A 23,477-nucleotide genomic window follows, 5' to 3' on the forward strand; every position below is an offset into this window, starting at 1 on the left:
CGGGATGACTATAAATTATACTCCAGAATCTTCTTCGCGGTTTCTGCATCCTCGCCAATCTGAGTAATCAATGCCCCAATGGAGTCAAACTTCCGTTCTGGACGAATGTAAGATACCAATTCTACCTTAAGCTCTTGATCATACAGGTCACCCTCGAAGTCAAACAGATGTACCTCAAAGCTCGGAGTCAACACACCCTCATGAAAGGTTGGTTTAACGCCCACATTCATAACCCCGTACAGAACTTTATCCTTATAAAAGACTCGAACCGCATATACACCTTTGGTCGGAATGACAAAATGATCACTGAGCTTCAAATTGGCAGTTGGAAAACCAATTGTGCGGCCTCTCTTCTCACCATGCCCCACTTCACCACGCAGATGATAGCAACGTCCGAACCAGGAGTTTGCCAGTCCCAGATCTCCATTTTGGAGACTTTTGCGAATGCCGGAGCTGCTAACCTTTTCGCCTTCAAGCAGAAAAGGAGGAGCAACTTCCACATTCATAACACCTTCACCCAGCTTACGAAGCATCTCAACATCGCCTTCACCTTGGTAGCCAAAGCGAAAGTCAAAGCCAACAACTGCAGTTACAATATGTAGCGGCAAAAGCATAACAGAGACAAAATTCTGTGGACTAACCCGGGAAAGCTGCTCATTAAATTCAATAACATACAGGATATCTACACCCATGCTGGCAAGAATCTCTTGCTTTTCAAAGGGTGGCGTCAAGTACCCTTCATAATCCCCCTTACCCATAACATCTTTGGGATGAGGATGAAATGTAAGGACTGCAGCCGGCACACCTTGTTTACGGGCTAAGGCCACAGCGGATGTAATGACACTGGCATGTCCACGATGCAGGCCGTCAAACTGCCCTAGAGCAGCCACTTGAGGTTGTGCCCATTCGGCAGCAGTCTCCGGCGACATCGGATAGGTTAACGTTACGGTTCTCACGCTGTTTCTCACCTACAATTCACTTGGTAAAATTGATTTAAGCTTGTGCAAACACTTTTACTGGGGCAATAGCACCTGTCTCTTCCAGCTCATAAATGCCAAGAAACAATCCCTGAAGATCGTATAGCCGAATTTGACCTGCTGTCTTCACTTCTGGAGCAATGAACCGCGAAGACAAACGTTGACCCTGCAGTGCTGCCTTCTTCTTCTCATCCATAACGGTATGCTTAGGCAAATGCGAAATTGCCTCATCAGCAGCGATTAAATGATCTTCTAATGTTCCGGCTTCCTTGTGCGCGGCAATATCCTCAAGGGATAAACAATGGCTGGCAGAAATTCCTGCCGACATTGTTCTCTCCAGCTTCACCATTACACCCGGCAGTCCAAGCGCACGACCGATATCAACACAAAGTGTTCGAATATACGTGCCTTTGGAGCATAATACCCGGAAAGTGATGTCGGGATGATTACCTTCCCAAGTCATATCCGTCATTTCGATTTCATAAATCTCTACTTCACGACTTTTTCGTTCAACGGTCTTGCCTTCTCTAGCCAATTCATAAAGACGTTTGCCATCCACTTTCACCGCAGAGTACATGGGAGGAACCTGAGAAATTACACCTTTGAAAGAGGCAAGCACTGCAAGAATCTCTTCCTCAGATACATGAACCTCATCTACACTTTCCGTAATGGTTCCAGTTAAGTCTTCAGTATCACTGGACATCCCCAGTCTCAGTGTTGCCACATATTCTTTGGGCAGCTCCTGAATATACTCCACAACGCGAGTCGCACGTCCCAGACAAAGCGGCAATACACCAGTCACTTGGGGATCTAGTGTCCCCGTATGACCAATCCGTTTCATGCCGAGAATACGGCGTGCCTTGGCTACAACATCATGTGAAGTGAAGCCTGCCGGTTTATAAACCGCCAGAACACCTTCTAATTCACTCATAAATGACGTCTTACCTCCTCAAGCACCTGAGTTATTGCCTCTTCAAGCGTAGCTTCTATACGCGCACCTGCAGCACGGGTATGACCGCCGCCGCCAAACGTTTGCGCCAATGCAGCCACGTCTACTTTACCGGCAGAACGTAGGCTAACCTTGACCGCATGTTCATGAATAACTTTAAAAAGAATGCCTACTTCCACGCCCCGTATATTACGAGGGTAGTTTACGATTCCTTCCAAATCTTCATTAGCAGCAGCACATTCGATCATATGCTCGGGTGTAACATATAGCCAGGCAATATCCCCTTCAGGAGATAATTCCAGCGTATTTAAGGCTTTATTTAATATTTTAACCTGTGGCAGCGTCATTTCTTCAAGCAATGTCTCAGCGAGTTCAGGACCGTTAACTCCAAGGGATAATAGCTCAGATACAGCTGCCATTACTTTTGGTGATGTGTTGGTATAACGAAAACCACCGGTATCTGTTAACAGACCCGTATATATAGCTGTGGCGATATCAATATCCCATTCGATCTCGAATGTCTTCAGCAGGTCGAACAATATTTCCGCTGTCGCAGCTGCATCCGGTTTGATTAAATTAACGAATCCATAACCGTTATTTGTTGGATGGTGATCAATGTTCAGGATAAGAGCCTCATTCGCAAAATAGCGGTTTGTCAGCCCTACTCGCTGAAAATCCGCACAATCCACACAGATGACGTTGCTGTATTGACGGGGCGGTTCACTAGAGGCCATATTGATGATTTCATCCGAATGCCATAGGTATTCCATTCGCTTCGGGATCGGTCCTTCATTCAGCATAGTGTATTTTTTGCCCAGACATGAGAGAAGCCAGCCCACCGCAAGGGTGGAGCTGACTGCATCTCCGTCCGGCTGAACATGCGACACTACAAGGTAATCGTCGTGTTCCAGCAGAAACTCACGGGTCTGCTGGAGACTTTGTTCATAGCTCTGCATTCGCCGTCTCCTTTTTAAAGGTTGTTCAAAATAGCATAACGCTATTTTGAACCCCACTTTAATCACTTATTTCTAATCGTTCTTATGAAGCTCTCCAAGAAGCTTCTCAATATGACTGCCATAAGCGACAGATTCGTCGATCTTGAAGATCAGCTCCGGTGTATGCCGAAGGCGAATGGCCTTGCCAAGCTCTGAGCGAAGAAAACCATTGGCTTTCTCAATCGCTTTAAGCGAGTCTGCCTTCTGCTCTTCATCCCCGAACACGCTTAAGTATACCTTGGCTTGCGATAGATCGTTAGTCACATCTACGCCAGTTACAGTTACAAAACCGATTCGAGGGTCTTTCAGACCGCTTTGGATAAGTTGACTAAGCTCTTTCTTGATCTGCTCGCCCACTCGTCCTGCTCTAATTTTAGACATCTATATTCACCTCTTCGCTTAGCGCTCTACAGTTTCCATAAGAAACGCTTCGATAATGTCGCCCTCTTGGACGTCATTATAGCGTTCCAAAGTTATGCCACATTCATAACCTTGCGCCACTTCTTTGGCATCATCTTTGAAACGTTTCAAAGTATCAACCTTACCTGTGAACACTACGATTCCGCTACGGATCAAGCGCATTTCAGCATTACGGGTAATTTTACCAGAAGTAACCATACATCCTGCAATGGTACCCACTTTGCTGATTTTGAACACGCTGCGAACTTCAGCGTGACCGATAACATTCTCTTTATAGATAGGATCGAGCATACCTTTCATGGCACTTTCGATTTCTTCAATTACGTTGTAGATAATGTTGTGCAGACGAACATCTACTTTTTCTTGCTCAGCAGCTGCTTTGGTCTGTGCGTCTGGACGAACGTTAAAGCCGATAACGATAGCATTAGATGCTGCTGCAAGCGTAATATCGGATTCAGTAATCGCACCAGCACCGCTGTGAATGATCTTCACGCGTACGCCTTCCACTTCGATCTTAGCCAAGGATCCTTTAAGCGCCTCGACTGAACCTTGTACGTCAGCTTTGATAATCACGTTAAGGTCTTTGATCTCGCCATCTTTAATGTGCTGGAACAGATCATCCAAAGTTACACGGGTGTTCGTATTCAGCTCAGATTGACGTTGGGAAGTGGAACGTCTATCAGCAATCGCACGGGCTTTACGCTCGTCTTCGAATGCCATAAACGGATCGCCAGCTTGTGGCACCTCAGTCAAACCAGTAATTTCTACTGGAGTAGATGGTCCAGCTTCTTTAATCTTACGACCTTTATCATTGACCATCGCACGTACACGTCCGAAGCAGTTACCTGCTACAAAGGCATCGCCGACTTTCAACGTACCGTTCTGAACGAGTATACGAGCAACTGGTCCACGGGATTTATCAAGCTCAGCTTCTATAACAGTACCGCGTGCCCGTTTGTCAGGGTTCGCTTTGTACTCATTAACTTCAGCTACGAGCAGGATCATTTCCAGCAGTTCTTCCAAGTTAATACGTTGTTTCGCAGAGAGGTTAACGAAGATGGTATCTCCACCCCACTCTTCAGGAACAAGTTCATAACTTGTAAGCTCTTGCTTCACCTTATCAGGATCTGCGCCCGGCTTGTCGATTTTATTAACAGCGACAATAATCGGAAGTCCAGCAGCCTTAGCGTGTGCAATAGCTTCAACGGTCTGAGGCATAACACCGTCATCAGCAGCAACTACGATAATTGTCATATCCGTAACCTGTGCACCACGAGCACGCATAGCAGTAAATGCTTCGTGACCAGGTGTATCAAGGAACGTGATTTTCTTTTGATTAATTTCGACTTGATAAGCACCGATGTGCTGAGTGATTCCGCCGGCTTCGCCTAGAGTCACATTTGTCGAACGAATAGCATCAAGCAGTGTAGTTTTACCATGGTCAACGTGACCCATAATAGTAACTACTGGAGGACGAGTCTGAAGATCCTCTTCATTGTCATTCTCTTCCACTGTTTCGAAGCTGTCCTCATCAACAGGAATCTTCACTTCTACTTCTACGCCAAATTCAGCAGCGAGTAGCAAAATGGTGTCGATATCAAGTTCTTGGTTGATGGTAGCCATAACACCCATTGAAATCAGCTTTTTGATTACTTCAGAAGCATCCTTGTGAAGCAATTTCGCTGTTTCACCAACGGTCATGCTGCCACGAACGATGATTTTCTTAGGTGTGTTATCGATCTTCTCGCGGTGTACCATTGGTTGGTTCTTGCCACGACCATTCTTACCACCACGACCGCGGTAGTTACCACCTTTACCATCATCAAAACGTCTTTGATTATTATTCGGTCTGCCACCAGTTGTGTTCTTTTTAGGACCTCTGTCATCACCGCGTGTGAAACCTCCGCCTGTGCCAGATTGACCTTGTGGACGGCTGTCAGTGCGTGGTGCACTGTTTTGTCCTTGCGGACGGCTGCCACTTGTGTTGCTTCCTTGTGGACGGCTTCCACCAGTGTTGCTGCCTTGTGGGCGGCTACCACCAGTATTGCTGCCTTGCGGACGGCTGCCACTTGTGTTGCTTCCTTGTGGTCGGTTGCCGCCAGTATTACTGCCTTGCGGACGGCTGCCACCGGTATTGCTACCTTGTGGGCGATTGCCGCCGGTAGTGCTGCTTTGCGGGCGGCTGCTACTAGTACTGCTAGTACTGTTAGTACGTGGAGCACCGCTTTGTTGCGGACGTGCATTCTGCGTTGAACCTGTTTGTGTTCTGCGGGAATCTTGTCCGCTTTGGGGCCTTGGGGACGTCGTCGATTGGTTGTTGTTTTGGTTACTGTTCATACCTACCTGCTTTTCCTGTTGATTTTTGTTGGCATTCTGAGCACTTTGAGGTTCGGCTGTTACCGCACCGGTTGTTACCGGCCGGCTGCTGGTGCCGGTATCCCGCTTGGCTGCAGCGTTTGATTTGATATCCTTAAAGAACTGTTCAACTTTGTTCACGGATCCATTCTCCATGACACTCATATGATTATTCACGGGGACATTCAAACGCTTCAGAATAGTAATAATTTCTTTACTGCTCATGTTTAGTGACTTTGCGTATTCGTACACGCGCAATTTATCTTTGTTCTCTTCTTTAGTCAATAAATCCACCTCCGACAGTATCTCCGAGTTGCTTGGAGATCATTTCCGCGAATCCTTTATCCGTAATGGCCAGTACTACACGCTGGTCTTTACCAATACTTGCACCGAGTTCATCCCGGTGAAATGCGATTACTAGTGGAATATCGTAAGTTCCGCATTTATCACGGAACTTTTTTTGGGTATTATCTGAAGCGTCACCTGCCAGAACGACCAGCTTCGCCTCTGAAGACCGTACAGCTTTGAGTACAGCCTCGTCACCGGTGACTATCTTGCCTGCTCTCATGGCAAGCCCTAAATAAGAAAGCGCCTTACTCATTATCCTCACTATCCTTTGCTGCTAGGAACTGCTCTTCCACGGATGTAAACTCCCGGGCTAGCTGGGCGTAGATTTCAGGACTCACTTGACATTTCAATGCACGGTCAAGTGCTTTGTTCTTTTGTGCCAGCTGAAAGCATTCAAGCTTGCCGCATATGTAAGCACCACGGCCTGACTTCTTACCCGTCAGATCAATCAGCACTTCACCTTCAGGCGTTCTTACCACACGAATCAGCTCTTTTTTAGGCATCATCTCTTGGGTAGCAACGCATTTACGCAGCGGCACCTTTTTTTGTTTCATACCAAACGCCTCCCGTCAAGCAGGTTAATTAATCTATGGAGACGGAATCCTGATGCATTTCATCAATAGAAGATTTCGGTCTGCCGTATTCCTGCTCCGCTTGAGTTTCACTCTTGATATCAATTTTCCAGCCGGTAAGTTTAGCGGCAAGACGTGCATTTTGCCCTTTAATACCGATAGCCAGTGATAATTGATAGTCAGGAACGATAACTCTCGCCATCTTCTCCGCTTCAAAGACTTGAACTTCAAGAACCTTGGAAGGGCTTAGTGCATTCGCAACATATTCCTGCACCAGATCAGAATAACGGACGATATCGATCTTCTCACCGCGAAGCTCAGTAACGATGGTCTGAACGCGTGTGCCTCTTGGACCTACGCAAGAACCAACGGGATCTACTTCTGGATTGCGGGAATACACAGCAATCTTCGAGCGGAAGCCAGCTTCACGAGCTACAGAACGAATCTCAACTACACCGTCAAATATTTCAGGAACTTCAAGCTCGAACAGACGCTTCAGTAATCCAGGATGACTGCGGGAGAGCATAATCTGCGGACCTTTTGTTGTATTCTCAACTTTTGTGATATAAGCCTTGATGCGTTCGCTTTGTTTGAACTTTTCACCTGGCATCAATTCGCTAAGCGGAAGAACCGCTTCGATTTTACCAAGATCAATGTAAATGTTCCGCATATCTTGACGTTGAACTAGTCCAGTAACGATATCATCTTCTTTGTCGATAAAAGCATTATAGATAAGTCCACGCTCTGCTTCGCGAATCCGTTGAGTTACAACCTGCTTAGCAGTCTGTGCGGCAATACGTCCAAAATCACGCGGTGTCACTTCAAGCTCAGCGATATCTTCCAGCTGGAAATGCGGGTTAATTTCTCTGGCTGCCGGCAATGAGATTTCAGTCCTTGTATCCAGGACCTCCTCAACAATTAACTTGCGGGCAAACACTTTAATGACACCTGTATTGCGATTCATGTCAACACGCACGTTCTGTGCTGCATTGAAATTACGTTTATAACTAGAGATCAGCGCCGCTTCAATCGCTTCAAACAGCACATCTTTACTGATGCCTCTCTCCCTCTCCAGCTCATTCATTGCTTCAATAAACTCCATACTCATGAATTTCCGGCCCCCCTTTCAAGACGTTAAAAAATAATGGCCAATCTCGCACTTGCGACCTTGGCGTACGGTACTGCATGTTCTTTTTTGCCCGCGGAGATGAGCAGTTCCTCGTTCTCGAACGAGAGCAAACGACCTTCAAATTCTTTGAGTCCTTGAATCGGCTCATAAACAGTCACATACACGTCCTTACCTACCGCTTTAGCTACATCCGCAGCTTTTTTGAGAGGACGCTCTGCTCCCGGCGAGGAAACCTCAAGGAAATATGCCTCAGGAATAGGATCATTCTCATCTAACTTCTGACTGAAATATTCGCTAATGATCCCGCAGTCATCAATATCAATGCCGCCTTCTTTATCTACGAATATACGCAGAAACCAATTGGAGCCTTCCTTCACGTATTCAACGTCCACCAGTTCGAAACCATTGTCGTCGAGATAGGGCCCGAGCATCTGCTCTACCGTTTGTTTAATTTTAGATTTGGGTGTGCTCAAAAGAAAATTACCTCCACGAACTTGTCTTTTGCTATATACCAAAGATAAAGAGTGGGTTTCCCCACTCTTTACACAACGGACTTATCTCATTATTACCAAAGAAATTATACCATAGGGAAACTGGACTGACAAGTGCTAGCCCTTGACTCCCCCTTTGGAGCACTCTTTTCTAGCCATGAAATAAGTGTTGTTAAAGCCTTTAAAATAGGGAAAGTTGATTGCTTTCCGGTAAGCCGCGGAAGCAGCCCATGCCAGTCAGCAGCTCAATAACCGTCTTACTTGCCTTTGATTTCTGCTGGAAATCTTCAATAGACAGGAACTCTCCAGCATCTTTCGCAGCAGCTATGTTGATAGCAGCATTCTCACCAATTCCCGCTAATGCGGAAAACGGAGGAATCAAACTCTTGTCATCAACAATAAACTTATTCGCTTCTGAGCGGTAAAGATCAATGTTTTTGAATGTAAACCCACGTGCCGTCATCTCCAAAGCCATCTCAAGGACAGGCAACATAGCCTTTTCCTTAGGCAAAGCTTGAAATCCTTTTTGCTCAATTTCTACGATCTGACGGCTGATGGCTTCATACCCCTTACAGCACAATTCAATATCAAAATCTGCCGCACGTACAGAGAAATAAGTCGCATAATATTCAATAGGATGATACAGCTTGAAGTAGGCGGTACGTACTGCAGAAATTACGTATGCAGCAGCATGCGCCTTCGGGAACATGTATTGAATCTTTAGACAAGAATCAATATACCATTGTGGGACCTTGCACTTTTTCATTTCCTCGATCCATTCGTCAGACAAACCTTTACCTTTACGAACACTCTCGGTAATTTTAAAGGCCAAGCTCGCATCCATTCCCGCTTTATAAATTAAAAAGAGCATGATGTCATCACGACAACCGATAACGGTCTTAATGTTACAAGTGTTATTCTTTATAAGCTCTTGAGCGTTACCAAGCCAAACTCCAGTACCATGAGACAAACCTGATATTTGCAGTAAGTCAGCAAAGCTGGACGGCTTCGACTCAATAAGCATTTGACGTACGAACTTGGTACCCATTTCGGGCACACCATAGGTCGCAACCGGTGATCTGATTTCGTCAGGTCTTACTCCAAGTGCATCTGTAGAGTTAAACATGCTCATTACTTTCGGATCATTCATCGGGATAGAAGTTGGATCAACACCTGTCAAATCCTGAAGCATCCGCATCATCGTCGGATCATCATGACCCAGAATATCAAGCTTCAGCAAATTCGCGTCAAAAGCGTGATAATCAAAGTGTGTGGTCTTCCATTCAGCATTGACATCATCTGCCGGGAATTGTACTGGCGTAATATCTTCTACCTCCATATAGTCTGGAACAACGACTATACCACCCGGATGCTGTCCCGTACTACGTTTAACGCCTGTACAGCCAGCCGCCAGACGGCCAACTTCAGCTCCACGCCAACGTTTCTGGTGCAGTTCTTCGTATTTTTTTGCAAATCCGAAGGCTGTCTTCTCAGCTACGGTACCAATCGTTCCGGCACGGAATACATTTTTCTCACCAAACATTTCTTTGGTAAAGTTATGTGCATTCGGCTGATATTCCCCTGAGAAGTTCAAGTCGATATCGGGGACTTTATCCCCTTTAAATCCAAGGAAGGTCTCGAACGGAATATCCTGGCCTTCACCTTTGAGCTTCTGACCGCAATCCGGGCAGACTTTATCTGGTAAATCGAATCCGCTCCGCACACTACCGTCAAGGAACCATTCACTATGGCGACACTCGGGATCTAGGCAAATATAATGCGCAGGCAAAGGATTAACTTCTGAAATCCCAAGAAATGTAGCGACTACAGAAGAACCTACGGAACCCCGCGAGCCTACGAGATACCCATCCTGATTTGATTTTTTTACGAGACGTTCAGAAATCAAATAGTTGGCAGAGAACCCGTATTTAATAATCGGTGCAAGCTCTTTCTCCAAACGGGCAATAACTACTTCAGGCAGCTCTTCACCGTAAATGGATTTGGCTGTATTGTAGCAGGTCTCGCGAATTTCTTCGTCCGCCCCGTCAATAATTGGTGTAAATAGCTTATCTGGAAATAGCTCCAGTTCTTCAAAACGCTCCGCCAGCTCAACTGTATTTGTGACAACGACTTCCATCGCTTTTTCAGCACCGAGAAATTCGAATTCAGACAGCATTTCATCCGTTGTGCGGAAGTGTGCATCCGGTTTGCGTTGGTCTTTAAGCGGACTAAAGCCTGTGATCCCATTAATCGTAATATCACGATACAGCTTGTCCCGGGGTTCAAGATAATGCACATTCCCCGTTGCGATAACAGGTTTATTCAACTGTTCCCCTATTTCGCAAACCTTGCGGACTACATCGCGAAGCTCATCAGGGCCTGCTACAAAACCCTTGTCCACCAAGTGCATGTACATGGTCAATGGCTGAATCTCCAGCACATCATAAAAATGAGCAACCTCCATGGCTTCCTCAGTCGTTTTGTTGAGTACTGCTTCAAAAAACTCTCCACGTTCACAACCGGAAATGACTAGCAGTCCATCTCTATGCTCTTCCAGCTTGGATTTTGGAATACAAGGTACACGTTTGAAATATTCCGTATGTGACATGGAAATGAGCTTATAGAGATTTTTTTTGCCTATTTGATTAAGTGCATAAATATTACAGTGGAACGGTCTTGTGTTCGAAAGATCATTACCCACATAATCGTTTAGCCGATCAAGGCGGGTCATGCCCTTCATCTTTTCAGCATCTGCGAGCAATCCTGTTAATATACCGCCGAGTGCTATGGTATCATCAATCGCACGGTGATGGCTCTCCAGAAGAACTTTATATTTATCGGCTAATGTGTTCAGCCTGTGATTCTTCATGCTTGGATATAGTAAGCGAGCGAGCTCAAGCGTATCAAGAGATGGATTCGGAAGATCAGGTTCACCTATTTTACGTAACGAGGCCTGAATAAAACCCATATCAAATCTGGCGTTATGAGCTACAAGGATACTGTCACCCACAAATTCAACAAACTTACGCAGTACTGGTTCAAGATCAGGAGCATCCTTAACCATTTCATCCGTAATATTGGTCAATTGCTGAATATGATAAGGGATTTTCTCATGCGGATTAACAAAAGTAGAATAACGGTCTACTTCTTTGCCTTCGCACATTTTAATGGCCGCCAGCTCCGTAATATTATTGCGGGTAATCGATAAACCCGTGGTTTCTATATCAAACACTACATAGGTAGCTGTCTTCAAGTCCAAAGGCTGAGCATTCTCGACAATATTCACAGAGTCATTCACAACATTAGCTTCCACACCATAAATCATTTTTATCTTATGCTTATGAGCTGCATGGTTTGCATCAGGAAAAGCCTGAACGCCACCATGATCAGAAATAGCAATCGCAGGATGACCCCACTGGGCAGCTGTTTTGACATAGGTAGTGATCGGAGTGACCGCATCCATCGTACTCATCGTAGTGTGAAGGTGGAATTCCACCCGTTTCTTAGGAGCAGTATCTTTACGTGCAGGCGGTGCCTTAACTTCCGTTAAATCCGAAGGGATCATCACGAGCTCAGGAATCTGCATAAAACGGTCATATTCTACTTTCCCGCGTGCTCTTACCCATTTGCCATTAGCTAGCTGACTCATAACCTTCAGATCATCTTTAGTCTTCGCGAACATCTTCATTTGTAGAGAATCCGTAAAATCGGTCAGACTGAAAGTGAACAAGGTACTGCCATTGCGAAGCTCCTTACGATCCAGACCAAAAATGGTACCCTGAATTGTAATTTTCTTCTCTTCATCTTGAATTTCAAGAATCGGCACAGCCTGTTCCTTAATTTCATACCCCACTTGAAGCTTAATTACTTCATTAGGATCGCTATCATCAGCAGGAGCTTCTGTTTCCACAGCAGTCATCATCTGCTCAACAATCTCGCGTTGTTCTTGCTGAAGCTTTTGCTGAAATTCTTCGAATGCTTCAACATTATTATTTTCGTTCTCCGCCATTAGTAATTTAACTTTTAAGGAGAGACCGAAATACTTATCATAAAATTTAATAATTGCTCCATCGATGCCTTTTTTGCGAGCCAACTCCATAGAAGTGGAATCACTCATCGTCAGCATTAAAGTGTCATCTTTAAGCTCTTGGGTAGAACGTGTCAGCCAGCCATTAACCGATGGAATCTCCCGATGCACCCACTCCAAAAACAGTCCCCAATATTCTTGGACAAGCTCCGCTCTACTAACCTTCTCATCATATAGGAACAAAAAGCTTACTTTAGCTATATGCTGTAGCTTCTCCCGCATTCTAAGGCTAAATGTCCGATATACCTGTGCTGGAACCAGACTTTCTTTCGTAATAACGATTTGCCAGTCCCGGTTGCCGCGACTGATCTCAACACGTTCTATATACCCGTCTAAAAAGTAGGGATCCATGATTGCAGGCGGAATTTCACCCTGCTTCATCAAGAGCTCGAACCTTTTTCTTCTCTCCTGGTTTTGTTCCATGCTTTCCTCCCACCTTTAATAACCCAGTTAAAACTATCCATGATATACAGTGAAAGTACAATATGATAAGAAGAAACGATGTTGTCGCCTTTTAAAGACGATAACTGTTTCTCGTAAAAATATAAGGATAATTTATAGCGAATTCCTATAAATTCTTATATTTTAAAAAGCTTCTGGTTTCAAAAAGCATTGGGTTCTTACGGCCCGCCGACTCCTCTCTCCAGAAGCTAAATTAAAATACTACAAGACTGTTGATCGGTGCCTAAAGATTAATATGCCTTTGCAAAAACCACAGTATGCTTGGCTGGTTGGCCACAGCAAATGCAGACTTGCTTAGTCTCCGCTGGATCAAAAGGAATATTGCGGCTACCCGCACCTGTCTCTTCCTTAACTTTGGACTCGCATTCTTCGGAACCACACCATCCAGCTAGAGCAAATCCACGTTTTTCATCCATCGAAGCCTTCATTTCCTCCAAGGAATCCACAGAATAGAAGTGGTCCTCGCGGAATTTCAGGGCACGTTCGAACATTTCGTTGTGAACCTGTTCAAGCATTGTTTGAACCTCTTCTACGAGGTTTTCCTGTTGAATAACCTTCTTCTCACCGGTGACACGTGAGACGAGAACGCAGACGCCATTCTCCATGTCGCGTGGTCCAAGCTCCAAACGTACTGGCACTCCACGCATTTCATATTCATTAAACTTCCAGCCTGGAGTAACATCTGAACGATCATCCACACGTACACGAACGCCAGCATTCTTCAATTCCTTGAACAGCTCGTCCGTCCGCCCAATCACAGCTTCGCGGGTCTTAGGAGGTCCGATAGGAATCATAATAACTTGCGTTGGAGCTACCTTAGGCGGCAGAACAAGACCGCGGTCATCTCCATGTACCATAATCAAGGAGCCAATCAAGCGAGTGGTTGAGCCCCATGAAGTAGTGTGTACATACTCCAAATTATTGTCACGGCTTAAATATTGAATCTCAAAAGCTGTGGCAAACTTGGTGCCGAGGTAATGTGAAGTAGCAGCCTGAACAGCGCGTCCATCCTTCATCATCGCTTCAATAGAATACGTATCTACCGCACCGGCAAAACGCTCGGAAGGTGTCTTTTGTCCAGTAATAACCGGAATGGCAAGATAGGTCTCGACAAAATCACGGTAGTTATCCAGCATCCGCATAGTTTCTTCACGAGCTTCCGCTTCATTCTCATGCGCGGTATGCCCTTCTTGCCAAAGAAACTCAGTCGTGCGGATAAATGGTAATGTACGTTTCTCCCAACGAACCACGTTCGCCCATTGATTGATAAGTACAGGAAGGTCACGATAAGATTGAATCCATTTAGAGTACATGTGGCCGAACATGGTCTCTGAAGTAGGACGAACTGCGAGACGTTCCTCAAGTACGTCACCACCCGCTTCTGTTACCCATGGCAGCTCTGGATTAAAGCCTTCAATATGATCCTTTTCCTTCTGAAAGAAACTCTCTGGAATGAACACTGGAAAATAAGCGTTTCGATGCCCAGTTTCCTTGAGGCGACGGTTCATTTCCTCCTGAATATGCTCCCATATTTCATAGCCTTCTGGCTTAAATACAATACAGCCACGAACAGGAGAGTAATCCATCAAGTCTCCTTTTTTAATAACATCAATATACCAGCGTGAGAAATCCTCGCTTTGCGGCGTGATTTCCGTAACGAATTGTTTATCTTTAGCCATGTAATGGAATGCCTCCCGAAGAAAATTAGCCGCTGATCAAACGTAAAATATCATTATACGTAACAGCAATCATTAATAAAAATAGCAGTGCAAAACCTACAAAGTGAACCATGCCTTCATGACCCGGATCCACAGGTTTGCCACGCAGTGCCTCAACACCTAGGAATGCCAGACGGCTTCCATCGAGTGCCGGAATCGGCAAGAGGTTAAATATCCCCAGATATAGACTCAAAATAGCGGCCCAGTATGTAAGATACTGAATACCTTGTTGAGCAATTTGACCGGTTACCTCAAACGTACGAACCGGACCTCCAATATCATCCATATTGAATTTATTGATCAATTGTTTAAAGCCCAAAAAGATAGCTTCTGTCGTATCGACCATAGCTTTTCCTGAACCTGTTATCGTCTCGCCAAAACCAGCTTTACGAGTAGGTAGCTCAGGAGTGATGCCTATTTTACCGCCTTCTTGTCCTTCCATACTACGAGGAACTAGCTTAACGTTAAGGGTTTCTTCTCCCCGTTGCAGCGTCCAGTTCATTTCTTTACCTTTGGACTCCGAGGTCAAGCTAATCATTTTTTTGTAATCAGCACCGATTTTCTCACCATTGATGGAGACAATGATATCGCCCTTTTGGAGTCCTGCTTCTTGCGCCGGCATTCCTTCGGAGACGTCGCCAATCTTAACAAAAGTAGGATTTTCAACTTGAATCCCGACCATTTGCAAATGAATGGCGAAGAGTACAAAGGCTAACAGAAAGTTCATCACAGGACCCGCAACGATAGCCAACGCACGCTGACCCACGGTCTTGCTGCCGAATTGACGATCTTTAGGTGCAATTTGTGTCTGTTGCGTCCCTTTAATCATCATCGCTTGCGGATGAACATCATAAGTAGTAACTTCTCCGTCCACATCTAAGGTAATCTGCAATTTATCTTCGAGATCGGTACTCAGCGCCTCACCACGGATAACATTTCTACGGGTGTCTAGTGCATCCAGATAAATGTTTTTAACTTTATTGTCTTGTCCGAGCCTTACCGCAATGGTCTGTCCAGAACCAATCTCGACAATCTCAGGATCTTCACCAGCCATGCGGGCATAACCGCCAAAAGGCAGTAAGCGAAGAGTGAACTGAGTCTCATTCCGTTTATAAGAAAACAGTTTCGGACCGAAACCGATAGCAAATTCCCTCACGAGAATACCGGCGCGTTTGGCAAAATAATAGTGACCCCATTCGTGTACAGTCACAAGTACAAAAAACATGAGCACCGTTAAAAAAACGACCTGAACCATTTCCAAACGTATCATCCCCCTTTAGGTGTAAGACCGAAGTATGTCCTCTTAATTTATCATTATTCTCCGATCAGGCACAAGAGAATCAACTGTCCCAACCTATTTTTAGGGCAAAGTAAGTATTTCCAGTCAAGCAATAACGCCATCAGTGTTCCTTAAGGAGACGGTACGCGTTTACGCGAGAAATATAAGGATAATGTATAAAGTGAAACTTATACTTTCTTATATTTTTAAAAGGAGATCTTTCTACGTTCTACAGCGTAGCTGCCAGCTCTCGAACACGTCTATCACAGGATTCAATTTGTTCCAGATTCGGATTATGCTCGTTATTATGACAATCTAGCACTTCTCCGATAATCTCCTCAATACGCAGGAACGAGATCTCATGACTTAAGAATCGAGCAACTGCTATTTCGTTCGCAGCGTTGAAAGCAGTAGTCGCCGTTCCACCAGCTTTTCCGCAATCTATCGCTAGCTTCAGTGCAGGGTAACGTTCAAAGTCCATTTCACGGAAGGTCAAACGTCCTATCTCAGCTAACGACAAACGCTGTGCCGGAGATTCCCAACGATCTGGATAAGTAAGTGCATATTGAATCGGGACACGCATATCGGGATTGCCAAGCTGGGCAATAATACTGCTGTCACGGAATTCAACATAAGAGTGAATGATGCTCTCCGGGTGCAGCAGCACATTCACTTGTTCATACGGAAGACCGAATAACCAATGCGCTTCAATAACCTCTAAGCCCTTGTTCACCATTGTAGCAGAATCTATCGTTATTTTCGCGCCCATGCTCCAATTCGGATGACGAAGCGCATCTTCTACCGTCACATCCTTAAGCTGATCACGCGTAAAGTCACGGAATGAGCCGCCGGATGCTGTTAAAGTGATGTAGGCAATATCTGAGATATTCTCGCCATTGAGACATTGATAAATAGCTGAATGCTCACTATCAATCGGCAACAGCTTAACTCCCTTACGATTAGCAAGATCAGTGACCAAATGTCCGGCCGTTACTAATGTCTCCTTATTGGCGAGTCCAATATGTTTGCCGGCTTCAATTGCCGCTAGTGTTGATTGAAGCCCTACGCTTCCCATAACAGCCGTTACGACCATTTCGGCATCGCCGCCAGCCGCCACTTCAACAAGCCCTTCATTCCCGCTGTAAAGCTCTATACCAGAAGGTAGGCTGGATCTAATCTCATCTGCCAGCTCTTTCGTTGCCACAGAGACTCTACGCGGGTTAAAACGACGAACTTGTTCCAGTAATAATGCTGTATTTGTTCCGGCCGCCAAGCCATCTACTTCAAAAGAGTCTGGGTGCATTGCGATGACATCTAGAGTCTGAGTGCCGATCGAACCCGTCGAACCTAGAACACTTATTTTTTTCATAGTTATACTCTCTCTCCCTTCGTTTAATAGTAAGGCATAAGCATTACAATATGTACGAATGGAAATACGATAATCCAGCTGTCACATCGATCAAGAATACCGCCATGCCCTGGCAAAAGTGTACCTGAGTCTTTAATGCCATACGCACGTTTATAAGCTGACTGCACAAGATCTCCAAGCTGTCCTAATATCGCACAAGAAAGCCCAATAAGCAACGCTCGTCCTATCGTCAAGTGTTCAGGAGCAAGCAGCGCAAACACGATAGAAATAAGCATCGAGATCAGTACCCCGCCAACAGCACCTTCCACCGTTTTGTTAGGACTGATGGCCGGCCAGAGCTTGTTCTTGCCAAAGCTTCTGCCTACAAAATATGCCCCCGCATCACTGCCCCAAATGCAGAACAGGAGCAAAAAAGTCCAGAACAAACCATGTCCGTCATCCGATGCACGAGCCACGGCCATATAAGAGAAGCCCATTCCAATGTATACTATACCAGTAAACAGCAAGGCTGTTACTCGAATATCTAATTTATTTTTAGTAAAAACGGTGACCAGAAGGAACAATAACAGCAGAATCCAAATCCCTTGCTCCCAGGACAACGGCGCAGTAACACCAAGCAAATTCCATGGGATCATGAAGCTTAGAATAGCTGCGTAACCCAGAACAGTAGTACCGGAAAGCGTAGGAATACCTATCATTTTGACAAATTCATAAAAACCTATAAGAGCCATAGCAATAAGCAGAACCTGATACGGCCAGTTTCCCAGTACACATAACCCTAAAAATAATACTCCGGCAACAATTCCGGTAATCAATCGCTGCTTCAAAGGTTCCATCTCCTAACAAGCTACTTCAGTCCACCATAACGGCGTGTTCGTCGTTGATATTCAGCAACGGCCTGATGCAAATGCTCTTTGTCGAACTCAGGCCAGTACACATCAGTAAACCACAATTCACTATAGGCAATCTGCCATAACATAAAATTGCTAAGCCGAATTTCTCCACTTGTTCGTATCAACAAATCAGGATCGGGTAAACCAGCAGTTAATAGTCTGTTGTTAATCAACTCTGATGTAATTTCTTCTGGCGACAATATACCAGCTTGGATATCTTTCCCTAAACTGCGCATACAGCCTTCTATTTCATTGCGTCCACCATAGTTAAGAGCAAAATTTAAGATCAATCCAGTATTCTCTTTTGTTCGAGCTACCGCCTCTTCCATAGCCTTACGGGTATATGAAGGTAAAGCGTCAGCGTCACCCATCATGCGTACTTGAACATTCTTCTCGATTAGCTCATCAAGCTCAATCGCCAGAAACTCCCCAGGCAAACGCATCAAGTAATCGACTTCTTCTTTCGGGCGTATCCAGTTTTCTGTCGAGAACGCATACATCGTTAAGTATTTAATACCTAATTCGTCTGCAGCGATCGTAGCACGTTTGACAGCCTTCATGCCGTTTTGATGACCCATAACGCGCGGTAAGCCGCGCCGTTTAGCCCAGCGTCCATTACCATCCATAATCACAGCCACATGCCGGGGAATGTTATCCGGTGAAATCTCGACTGACTGTTGCCTGTCTTTACGGCTCAGCCACGCTTGAATCCGTTTGATCATTTCCGTTTCCTCCAAGCTCTTATCAGAAAGAGACAAACCCCACCATTAACGGAGGGGCCTTAAGTCTCTTGAATATCATTAAACTTCCATAATCTCTTTTTCTTTGGAGACAAGCACTTTGTCAACTTCGGCTATGAACTTATCCGTTGTTTTTTGAATGTCTTCCTGATGGCCACGGGACTCATCTTCAGAGATACCGTTTTTCTCCATCTTTTTAATATCATCGTTGGCATCACGGCGAATGTTGCGGATCGCTACTTTCGCTTCTTCACCAAACTTCTTAGTCAGCTTAACCAAGTCCGTCCGACGCTCTTCAGTCAGCGGAGGGATAGAAAGACGAATAATGGTGCCGTCATTGGCTGGCGTCAATCCGATATCGGATTTCATGATCGCCCGTTCAATATCAGACATCGATGTTTTGTCCCACGGCTGAATCAACAGTGTCCGGGAATCCGGAGTACTTATGTTGGCCAGCTGATTAATTGGAGTAGGTGCTCCGTAATATTCAACTTGAATACGATCGAGAAGCGATGTTGTTGCACGTCCTGCACGTAATGTTGCCAAGTCACGTTTCAGCGATGAAATCGCTTTGTCCATACGCTCTTCGGCATTTTTTTTGACCGATTGTGGCATTAATCTACACTCCCTTTAACAATCGTTCCGATCTTCTCACCGAGAACGACACGTTTGATATTGCCTTGTTCTGTAATGGCGAATACAATGAGCGGTATATTGTTATCCATGCATAAAGATGAAGCTGTTGAATCCATAACACCGAGGTTTTTATTCAGAACATCCATATAAGTAAGCTGTTCGAATTTCTCAGCTGTACTATCTTTGAACGGATCAGCAGAATATACTCCGTCAACCTTATTTTTCGCCATCAGAATAACTTCTGCTTCGATCTCTGCCGCTCTAAGTGCTGCAGTAGTATCTGTTGAGAAGAATGGGTTACCTGTGCCTGCTGCAAAAATAACAACCCGGCCCTTCTCCAAGTGGCGAATCGCACGACGACGAATATATGGTTCAGCAATTTGCTGCATCGAGATCGAAGTCTGCACTCTTGTTGGCACATCAATTTGCTCCAATGCGTCCTGAAGAGCAAGTGAGTTCATTACTGTTGCCAGCATGCCCATATAATCTGCAGTAGCGCGATCTATGCCGCTTGCGCTGCCCGCGATCCCGCGCCAAATGTTACCCCCGCCACAAACAATTGCAACCTGAACGCCAAGTTCTACAACTTCCTTGATCTGTTCAGCGATGGAAATAATCATGTCGGCATCAATACCATATCCGTTTTGTCCTGCCAAAGACTCTCCACTTACCTTAAGGACTACTCTCTTAAATACCGGCTGTTCCAAATGTATACCCTCACTTTCTGCAAAAGACGGAACACTACGTGTACGTGTTCCGCTCTTCTGATGCTTGCCTTTATTCAATTCTTCATATTTATGATGAAGCTATTATTGATTAACTTGTGCCATAACTTCTTCAACAAAGTTATCCACTTTCTTTTCCAAACCTTCGCCTAGTTCAAAACGAGCAAAACGACGGATCGAGATGTTTTCTCCGATGGTGCTGATTTTTTCATTCAACAATTGGGAGATTGTTTTGTCTGGGTCTTTAACGAAAGTTTGCTCAAGCAAGCAATATTCTTCGTAATATTTACCAATACGTCCTTCAACCATTTTTTCAATGATTTTCTCAGGCTTACCTTCGTTCAAAGCTTGAGCTTTCAGGATTTCTTTTTCTTTTTCAACATCTTCTTGTGGTACTTCTTCACGACGAACATAACGAGGGTTTGCTGCAGCGATTTGCATAGCGATATCGCGAGCAAATTCCTTGAAGGAATCTGTTTTACCAACAAAGTCAGTTTCGCAGTTGATTTCTACAAGTACACCAATGCGGCCGCCAGCGTGAATGTAAGATTCTACAACGCCTTCAGTAGCAATACGTCCTGCTTTGTTTGCTGCTGCGGACAGACCTTTTTCACGAAGCAATTCTGCTGCTTTAGTAATATCGTTATTAGCTTCTTCAAGCGCTTTTTTACAATCAAGCATACCAGCGCCTGTTCTTTCACGAAGTTCTTTTACTGCTTTTGCATCAACTGCCATTGTTTATTCCCTCCAGGTAATTGTCGTTTTCTTACATTATTCAAGGCCTTTATCCTAAAAAAAGGGCAGTGAGAGGTTATCCACCTGCCAACCACCCTTTTCATTTAAGTTCTTGTATGTGCTAGTCGCTACTTAAGCAGTAGTTGTGTCTTCGCCTTGGTGAGCTTCAACAACAGCGTCTGCCATTTTACCAGTCAACAATTTAACAGCGCGGATAGCGTCGTCGTTACCTGGAATTACGTAGTCGATTTCGTCTGGATCACAGTTAGTATCAACGATAGCTACGATTGGAATACCCAATTTGCGAGCTTCTGCAACTGCAATACGCTCTTTACGCGGGTCAATGATGAACAACGCGCTTGGAAGACCTTTCATGTTCTTGATACCGCCCAAGAATTTTTCAAGACGATCTTTCTCTTTGCGAAGAAGGATAACTTCTTTCTTAGGTAGTACTTCAAAAGTACCGTCTTCTTCCCAAGATTCCAATTTCTTCAAGCGATCAATACGCTTTTGGATAGTTTGGAAGTTAGTAAGCGTTCCGCCCAACCAACGTTGGTTAATGAAGAACATACCGGAACGTTCTGCTTCTTCTTTTACGGAATCTTGAGCTTGTTTCTTTGTTCCTACGAATAGGATTGTGCCGTTGTCACCAGCGACGCTTTTTACAAAGTTGTAAGCTTCCTCTACCTTTTTGACTGTTTTTTGCAAGTCAATAATGTAAATTCCGTTTCTTTCAGTGAAGATATAACGATCCATCTTTGGGTTCCAACGACGAGTCTGGTGACCGAAGTGTACCCCAGCTTCTAGAAGCTGTTTCATGGAGATTACTGCCATCTTCACACACCTCCTAAGTTTGGTTTATTGTGTGTCTCCTCCGCCATGCGTCATCTTTCAGCAAGACTTTCTTCTGAAGAAAGCACCCCTTGTCGAAATCAACCGGCGTGTGTTTTAACACCGTCAATTACTATACCATATTATCTCAGTGTATGCAACGATCACTTTAAAGTTATTAATTTCTCTATTATGGAGTCAATACTCTCTCCCTTATTAAAGCTATAAGAACCGGATTGAATTTTCGTATTAATCTTTCGTTTGTTTGCAGCCTCTAGAAAAGTAGACTTATCCTTAATGACGCCAGCCTTCGCTAAAATATCTGTTGTTGCGGTCAATGTGCTGCCAGATGGAATTCGAACAGAAACACTAGCATTTGCTGTGACTTTAGGCGTTACAGGTGCTACAGCGGTTGGAGCGGCACTAGCCTTTGGAGTGATCTTTGGCTGCTCAACCTTCCCGTCAGTAGGCGTAGATGGCTTGTTTGGCGCAATGGCTTTATCAGAGCTCTCAGGTACTGTAGGTGACACTACCGGCGTGGGGGAGGCTGCAGCAGCCGGCGCAGAGGGGCTGATGTTCTCCTTGCTTACTACTGTCGATCCCTCGGTCTCTGTGATTTCCTCTTTATTATCATTCTCAGCTTCCCCCGAGGCAGATTCTGCAGATTCATCGATGACTTTCATATTCAATTTTTCAGCACCCTGTAGAACTTGTTCTTTGGTAAGTGGAGCCGCTCCACCGGAGATCATTAACTGAAGTAATAAAGCGCCAGTAATTAGTCCTGTGCCTAGTCCGAACAAGAATGAACGGTTCTTAATCATACCGATTCCTCCTGTTTGGCAAGTTGCAGAATCAGTTGCACTTCCCCTCGCTGAAGTCCAGCCGTCTTGGCAATGGAGTCTATCGATTTGCCCTGCTCATGCAGTTCAAACAATCTTGGGTAACGTAATTTTATCGAACTAATAGGTTTCGCTTTCACATCTGGCGACACTGAACTCATCTCTGCTGGCAGAGACGTATCTTCGTTAACACCAACTTTAACCTTCGAACCTTGTTCAACCGTCACTGCAAGTTCTTTCAAACCCTTCTCTTCCTCGGCCACTCGTGCTTCTAGCTTTAAAGAGCTGTTCTGCAACTCTACCACTTGACTCTGTAATTCATTAACCTGTCCCTGCAGTAAATTATGATTAGTTTGCGATTGTTGTTTAATACTACTAACTAATTGTACCAGTTCCTCATTCTCGCGCTCTATGTCTGCCATATATAGCTCAAGCGCAGCCTCTGTTTCCTTGAGGCTTTGCTGATTAGCTTTTCCTTCCTTTACACGTGCGGGAAGTAAAAGGGCATAAAGAATAGCAGCGACACCTACTAGCACAATATAAACCCATGGTTGCAAGTGCCTTATCTCCTTTTACATTTCAGATGTAGATTCATGTGGATTCTTATTAAAGACTTAGATCAATGCGTTGGCCTTTGTAAGGATGCTCGGCATCACGGGTTGCAGGCGAGTTCGAGTGTTTATCTGAAGAAGAATTTCCACCTGAATGAGGATTGCCTTTTCCACCGCCATCCCGTAAAGCTGATTCAGAAGACTCATCCACTTCAGTGCTCCGCATGGCCAATTCCTGACTTTGTTTTACATTTTGCCCAGCCAATTGATGTTGGTCGATAGCAGGACGTTGCTGAGATTCATTCTGAAGCTTGCCCGCCTCCGTGGTGCGAGGCAAAGCAATTTGCAGTTCTACCGGTTTTAGGCTCATCTTAAC

22 protein-coding genes are annotated in these 23,477 nt (G+C 44.9%); all 22 read right to left on the reverse strand.

Going from position 1 to position 23,477, the window contains the following annotated elements; genetic code table 11:
- Nucleotides 1-8: 8 nt before the first annotated feature.
- Complete coding sequence (locus tag PODO_RS17770; RefSeq protein WP_038571921.1) at nucleotides 9-956, reverse strand: bifunctional riboflavin kinase/FAD synthetase; 948 nt, start codon at nucleotides 954-956, stop codon at nucleotides 9-11.
- A gap of 37 nt (nucleotides 957-993) precedes the next feature.
- Entirely contained in the window at nucleotides 994-1,908 is a 915-nt protein-coding gene (truB, locus tag PODO_RS17775) for a tRNA pseudouridine(55) synthase TruB (RefSeq protein WP_038571924.1), read from the reverse strand.
- Nucleotides 1,905-2,882 (reverse strand): DHH family phosphoesterase, encoded by a 978-nt coding sequence (locus PODO_RS17780; protein ID WP_038571927.1) that lies wholly within the window; start codon nucleotides 2,880-2,882, stop codon nucleotides 1,905-1,907. Before PODO_RS17780 ends, truB begins: the two co-directional genes overlap by 4 nt.
- A gap of 72 nt (nucleotides 2,883-2,954) precedes the next feature.
- Nucleotides 2,955-3,302, reverse strand: coding sequence for a 30S ribosome-binding factor RbfA (rbfA, locus tag PODO_RS17785; protein WP_036688461.1), 348 nt, complete (start codon nucleotides 3,300-3,302; stop codon nucleotides 2,955-2,957).
- Between the two features lie 18 nt (nucleotides 3,303-3,320).
- Nucleotides 3,321-5,981 carry a translation initiation factor IF-2 gene (gene infB / locus PODO_RS17790; protein WP_036688463.1) on the reverse strand — a complete coding sequence of 887 codons (2,661 nt, stop codon included), beginning with the start codon at nucleotides 5,979-5,981 and terminating at the stop codon, nucleotides 3,321-3,323.
- The gene (locus PODO_RS17795; RefSeq protein ID WP_370511500.1) at nucleotides 5,974-6,264 is read right to left on the reverse strand and encodes a L7Ae/L30e/S12e/Gadd45 family ribosomal protein; all 291 of its coding nucleotides are present in this window, start codon (nucleotides 6,262-6,264) and stop codon (nucleotides 5,974-5,976) included. Before PODO_RS17795 ends, infB begins: the two co-directional genes overlap by 8 nt.
- Nucleotides 6,265-6,289: 25 nt before the next feature.
- Entirely contained in the window at nucleotides 6,290-6,598 is a 309-nt protein-coding gene (gene rnpM, locus PODO_RS17800) for an RNase P modulator RnpM (RefSeq protein WP_036688467.1), read from the reverse strand.
- 28 nt (nucleotides 6,599-6,626) lie between these two features.
- Nucleotides 6,627-7,724, reverse strand: coding sequence for a transcription termination factor NusA (gene nusA, locus PODO_RS17805; RefSeq protein WP_036688470.1), 1,098 nt, complete (start codon nucleotides 7,722-7,724; stop codon nucleotides 6,627-6,629).
- A gap of 26 nt (nucleotides 7,725-7,750) precedes the next feature.
- Nucleotides 7,751-8,218: a ribosome maturation factor RimP gene (rimP, locus tag PODO_RS17810; RefSeq protein WP_036688473.1), complete on the reverse strand. Its 468-nt coding sequence runs from the start codon at nucleotides 8,216-8,218 to the stop codon at nucleotides 7,751-7,753.
- A 199-nt stretch (nucleotides 8,219-8,417) separates the two neighbouring features.
- On the reverse strand, nucleotides 8,418-12,746 hold the full coding sequence (locus PODO_RS17815) for a PolC-type DNA polymerase III (protein ID WP_038571931.1): 4,329 nt from the start codon (nucleotides 12,744-12,746) through the stop codon (nucleotides 8,418-8,420).
- A gap of 269 nt (nucleotides 12,747-13,015) precedes the next feature.
- Nucleotides 13,016-14,464 carry a proline--tRNA ligase gene (gene proS / locus PODO_RS17820; protein WP_036688477.1) on the reverse strand — a complete coding sequence of 483 codons (1,449 nt, stop codon included), beginning with the start codon at nucleotides 14,462-14,464 and terminating at the stop codon, nucleotides 13,016-13,018.
- A 25-nt stretch (nucleotides 14,465-14,489) separates the two neighbouring features.
- Nucleotides 14,490-15,764 carry an RIP metalloprotease RseP gene (gene rseP / locus PODO_RS17825; protein ID WP_038571933.1) on the reverse strand — a complete coding sequence of 425 codons (1,275 nt, stop codon included), beginning with the start codon at nucleotides 15,762-15,764 and terminating at the stop codon, nucleotides 14,490-14,492.
- A 247-nt stretch (nucleotides 15,765-16,011) separates the two neighbouring features.
- On the reverse strand, nucleotides 16,012-17,151 hold the full coding sequence (locus PODO_RS17830; protein ID WP_036688483.1) for a 1-deoxy-D-xylulose-5-phosphate reductoisomerase: 1,140 nt from the start codon (nucleotides 17,149-17,151) through the stop codon (nucleotides 16,012-16,014).
- Between the two features lie 23 nt (nucleotides 17,152-17,174).
- The gene (locus tag PODO_RS17835) at nucleotides 17,175-17,978 is read right to left on the reverse strand and encodes a phosphatidate cytidylyltransferase (protein ID WP_038571935.1); all 804 of its coding nucleotides are present in this window, start codon (nucleotides 17,976-17,978) and stop codon (nucleotides 17,175-17,177) included.
- 20 nt (nucleotides 17,979-17,998) lie between these two features.
- Complete coding sequence (locus PODO_RS17840) at nucleotides 17,999-18,766, reverse strand: undecaprenyl pyrophosphate synthase (RefSeq protein WP_036688488.1); 768 nt, start codon at nucleotides 18,764-18,766, stop codon at nucleotides 17,999-18,001.
- A gap of 78 nt (nucleotides 18,767-18,844) precedes the next feature.
- Nucleotides 18,845-19,399, reverse strand: coding sequence for a ribosome recycling factor (gene frr / locus PODO_RS17845; protein ID WP_036688489.1), 555 nt, complete (start codon nucleotides 19,397-19,399; stop codon nucleotides 18,845-18,847).
- On the reverse strand, nucleotides 19,399-20,127 hold the full coding sequence (pyrH, locus tag PODO_RS17850; protein ID WP_036688491.1) for a UMP kinase: 729 nt from the start codon (nucleotides 20,125-20,127) through the stop codon (nucleotides 19,399-19,401). The genes frr and pyrH overlap by 1 nt, the downstream gene beginning before the upstream one ends.
- Before the next feature lie 102 nt (nucleotides 20,128-20,229).
- On the reverse strand, nucleotides 20,230-20,880 hold the full coding sequence (tsf, locus tag PODO_RS17855) for a translation elongation factor Ts (protein WP_036688492.1): 651 nt from the start codon (nucleotides 20,878-20,880) through the stop codon (nucleotides 20,230-20,232).
- Between the two features lie 132 nt (nucleotides 20,881-21,012).
- Nucleotides 21,013-21,714, reverse strand: coding sequence for a 30S ribosomal protein S2 (rpsB, locus tag PODO_RS17860; RefSeq protein ID WP_036688493.1), 702 nt, complete (start codon nucleotides 21,712-21,714; stop codon nucleotides 21,013-21,015).
- Between the two features lie 161 nt (nucleotides 21,715-21,875).
- A complete protein-coding gene (locus PODO_RS17865; protein WP_038571938.1) occupies nucleotides 21,876-22,532 on the reverse strand; it encodes an endolytic transglycosylase MltG in 657 nt (218 codons plus the stop codon).
- A complete protein-coding gene (locus PODO_RS17870; RefSeq protein ID WP_038571941.1) occupies nucleotides 22,529-23,107 on the reverse strand; it encodes a hypothetical protein in 579 nt (192 codons plus the stop codon). Before PODO_RS17870 ends, PODO_RS17865 begins: the two co-directional genes overlap by 4 nt.
- A gap of 49 nt (nucleotides 23,108-23,156) precedes the next feature.
- The gene (locus PODO_RS17875) at nucleotides 23,157-23,471 is read right to left on the reverse strand and encodes a hypothetical protein (RefSeq protein WP_036688496.1); all 315 of its coding nucleotides are present in this window, start codon (nucleotides 23,469-23,471) and stop codon (nucleotides 23,157-23,159) included.
- Nucleotides 23,472-23,477 lie beyond the last annotated feature (6 nt).

The sequence above is a fragment of the Paenibacillus odorifer genome (assembly GCF_000758725.1).
In the GTDB taxonomy this organism is placed as follows: Bacteria; Bacillota; Bacilli; order Paenibacillales; family Paenibacillaceae; genus Paenibacillus_AQ; species Paenibacillus_AQ odorifer.

Bases quoted from the DNA above. Each gene is read 5' to 3' on its own strand.
- truB (WP_038571924.1), bottom strand. From the start codon at position 1,908: ATGAGTGAATTAGAAGGTGTTCTGGCGGTTTATAAACCGGCAGGCTTC.
- PODO_RS17780 (WP_038571927.1), bottom strand. From the start codon at position 2,882: ATGCAGAGCTATGAACAAAGTCTCCAGCAGACCCGTGAGTTTCTGCTG.
- rbfA (WP_036688461.1), bottom strand. From the start codon at position 3,302: ATGTCTAAAATTAGAGCAGGACGAGTGGGCGAGCAGATCAAGAAAGAG.
- PODO_RS17795 (WP_370511500.1), bottom strand. From the start codon at position 6,264: ATGAGAGCAGGCAAGATAGTCACCGGTGACGAGGCTGTACTCAAAGCT.
- rnpM (WP_036688467.1), bottom strand. From the start codon at position 6,598: ATGAAACAAAAAAAGGTGCCGCTGCGTAAATGCGTTGCTACCCAAGAG.
- nusA (WP_036688470.1), bottom strand. From the start codon at position 7,724: ATGAGTATGGAGTTTATTGAAGCAATGAATGAGCTGGAGAGGGAGAGA.
- PODO_RS17815 (WP_038571931.1), bottom strand. From the start codon at position 12,746: ATGGAACAAAACCAGGAGAGAAGAAAAAGGTTCGAGCTCTTGATGAAG.
- proS (WP_036688477.1), bottom strand. From the start codon at position 14,464: ATGGCTAAAGATAAACAATTCGTTACGGAAATCACGCCGCAAAGCGAG.
- PODO_RS17830 (WP_036688483.1), bottom strand. From the start codon at position 17,151: ATGAAAAAAATAAGTGTTCTAGGTTCGACGGGTTCGATCGGCACTCAG.
- PODO_RS17840 (WP_036688488.1), bottom strand. From the start codon at position 18,766: ATGATCAAACGGATTCAAGCGTGGCTGAGCCGTAAAGACAGGCAACAG.
- frr (WP_036688489.1), bottom strand. From the start codon at position 19,399: ATGCCACAATCGGTCAAAAAAAATGCCGAAGAGCGTATGGACAAAGCG.
- tsf (WP_036688492.1), bottom strand. From the start codon at position 20,880: ATGGCAGTTGATGCAAAAGCAGTAAAAGAACTTCGTGAAAGAACAGGC.
- rpsB (WP_036688493.1), bottom strand. From the start codon at position 21,714: ATGGCAGTAATCTCCATGAAACAGCTTCTAGAAGCTGGGGTACACTTC.
- PODO_RS17865 (WP_038571938.1), bottom strand. From the start codon at position 22,532: ATGATTAAGAACCGTTCATTCTTGTTCGGACTAGGCACAGGACTAATT.
- PODO_RS17875 (WP_036688496.1), bottom strand. From the start codon at position 23,471: ATGAGCCTAAAACCGGTAGAACTGCAAATTGCTTTGCCTCGCACCACG.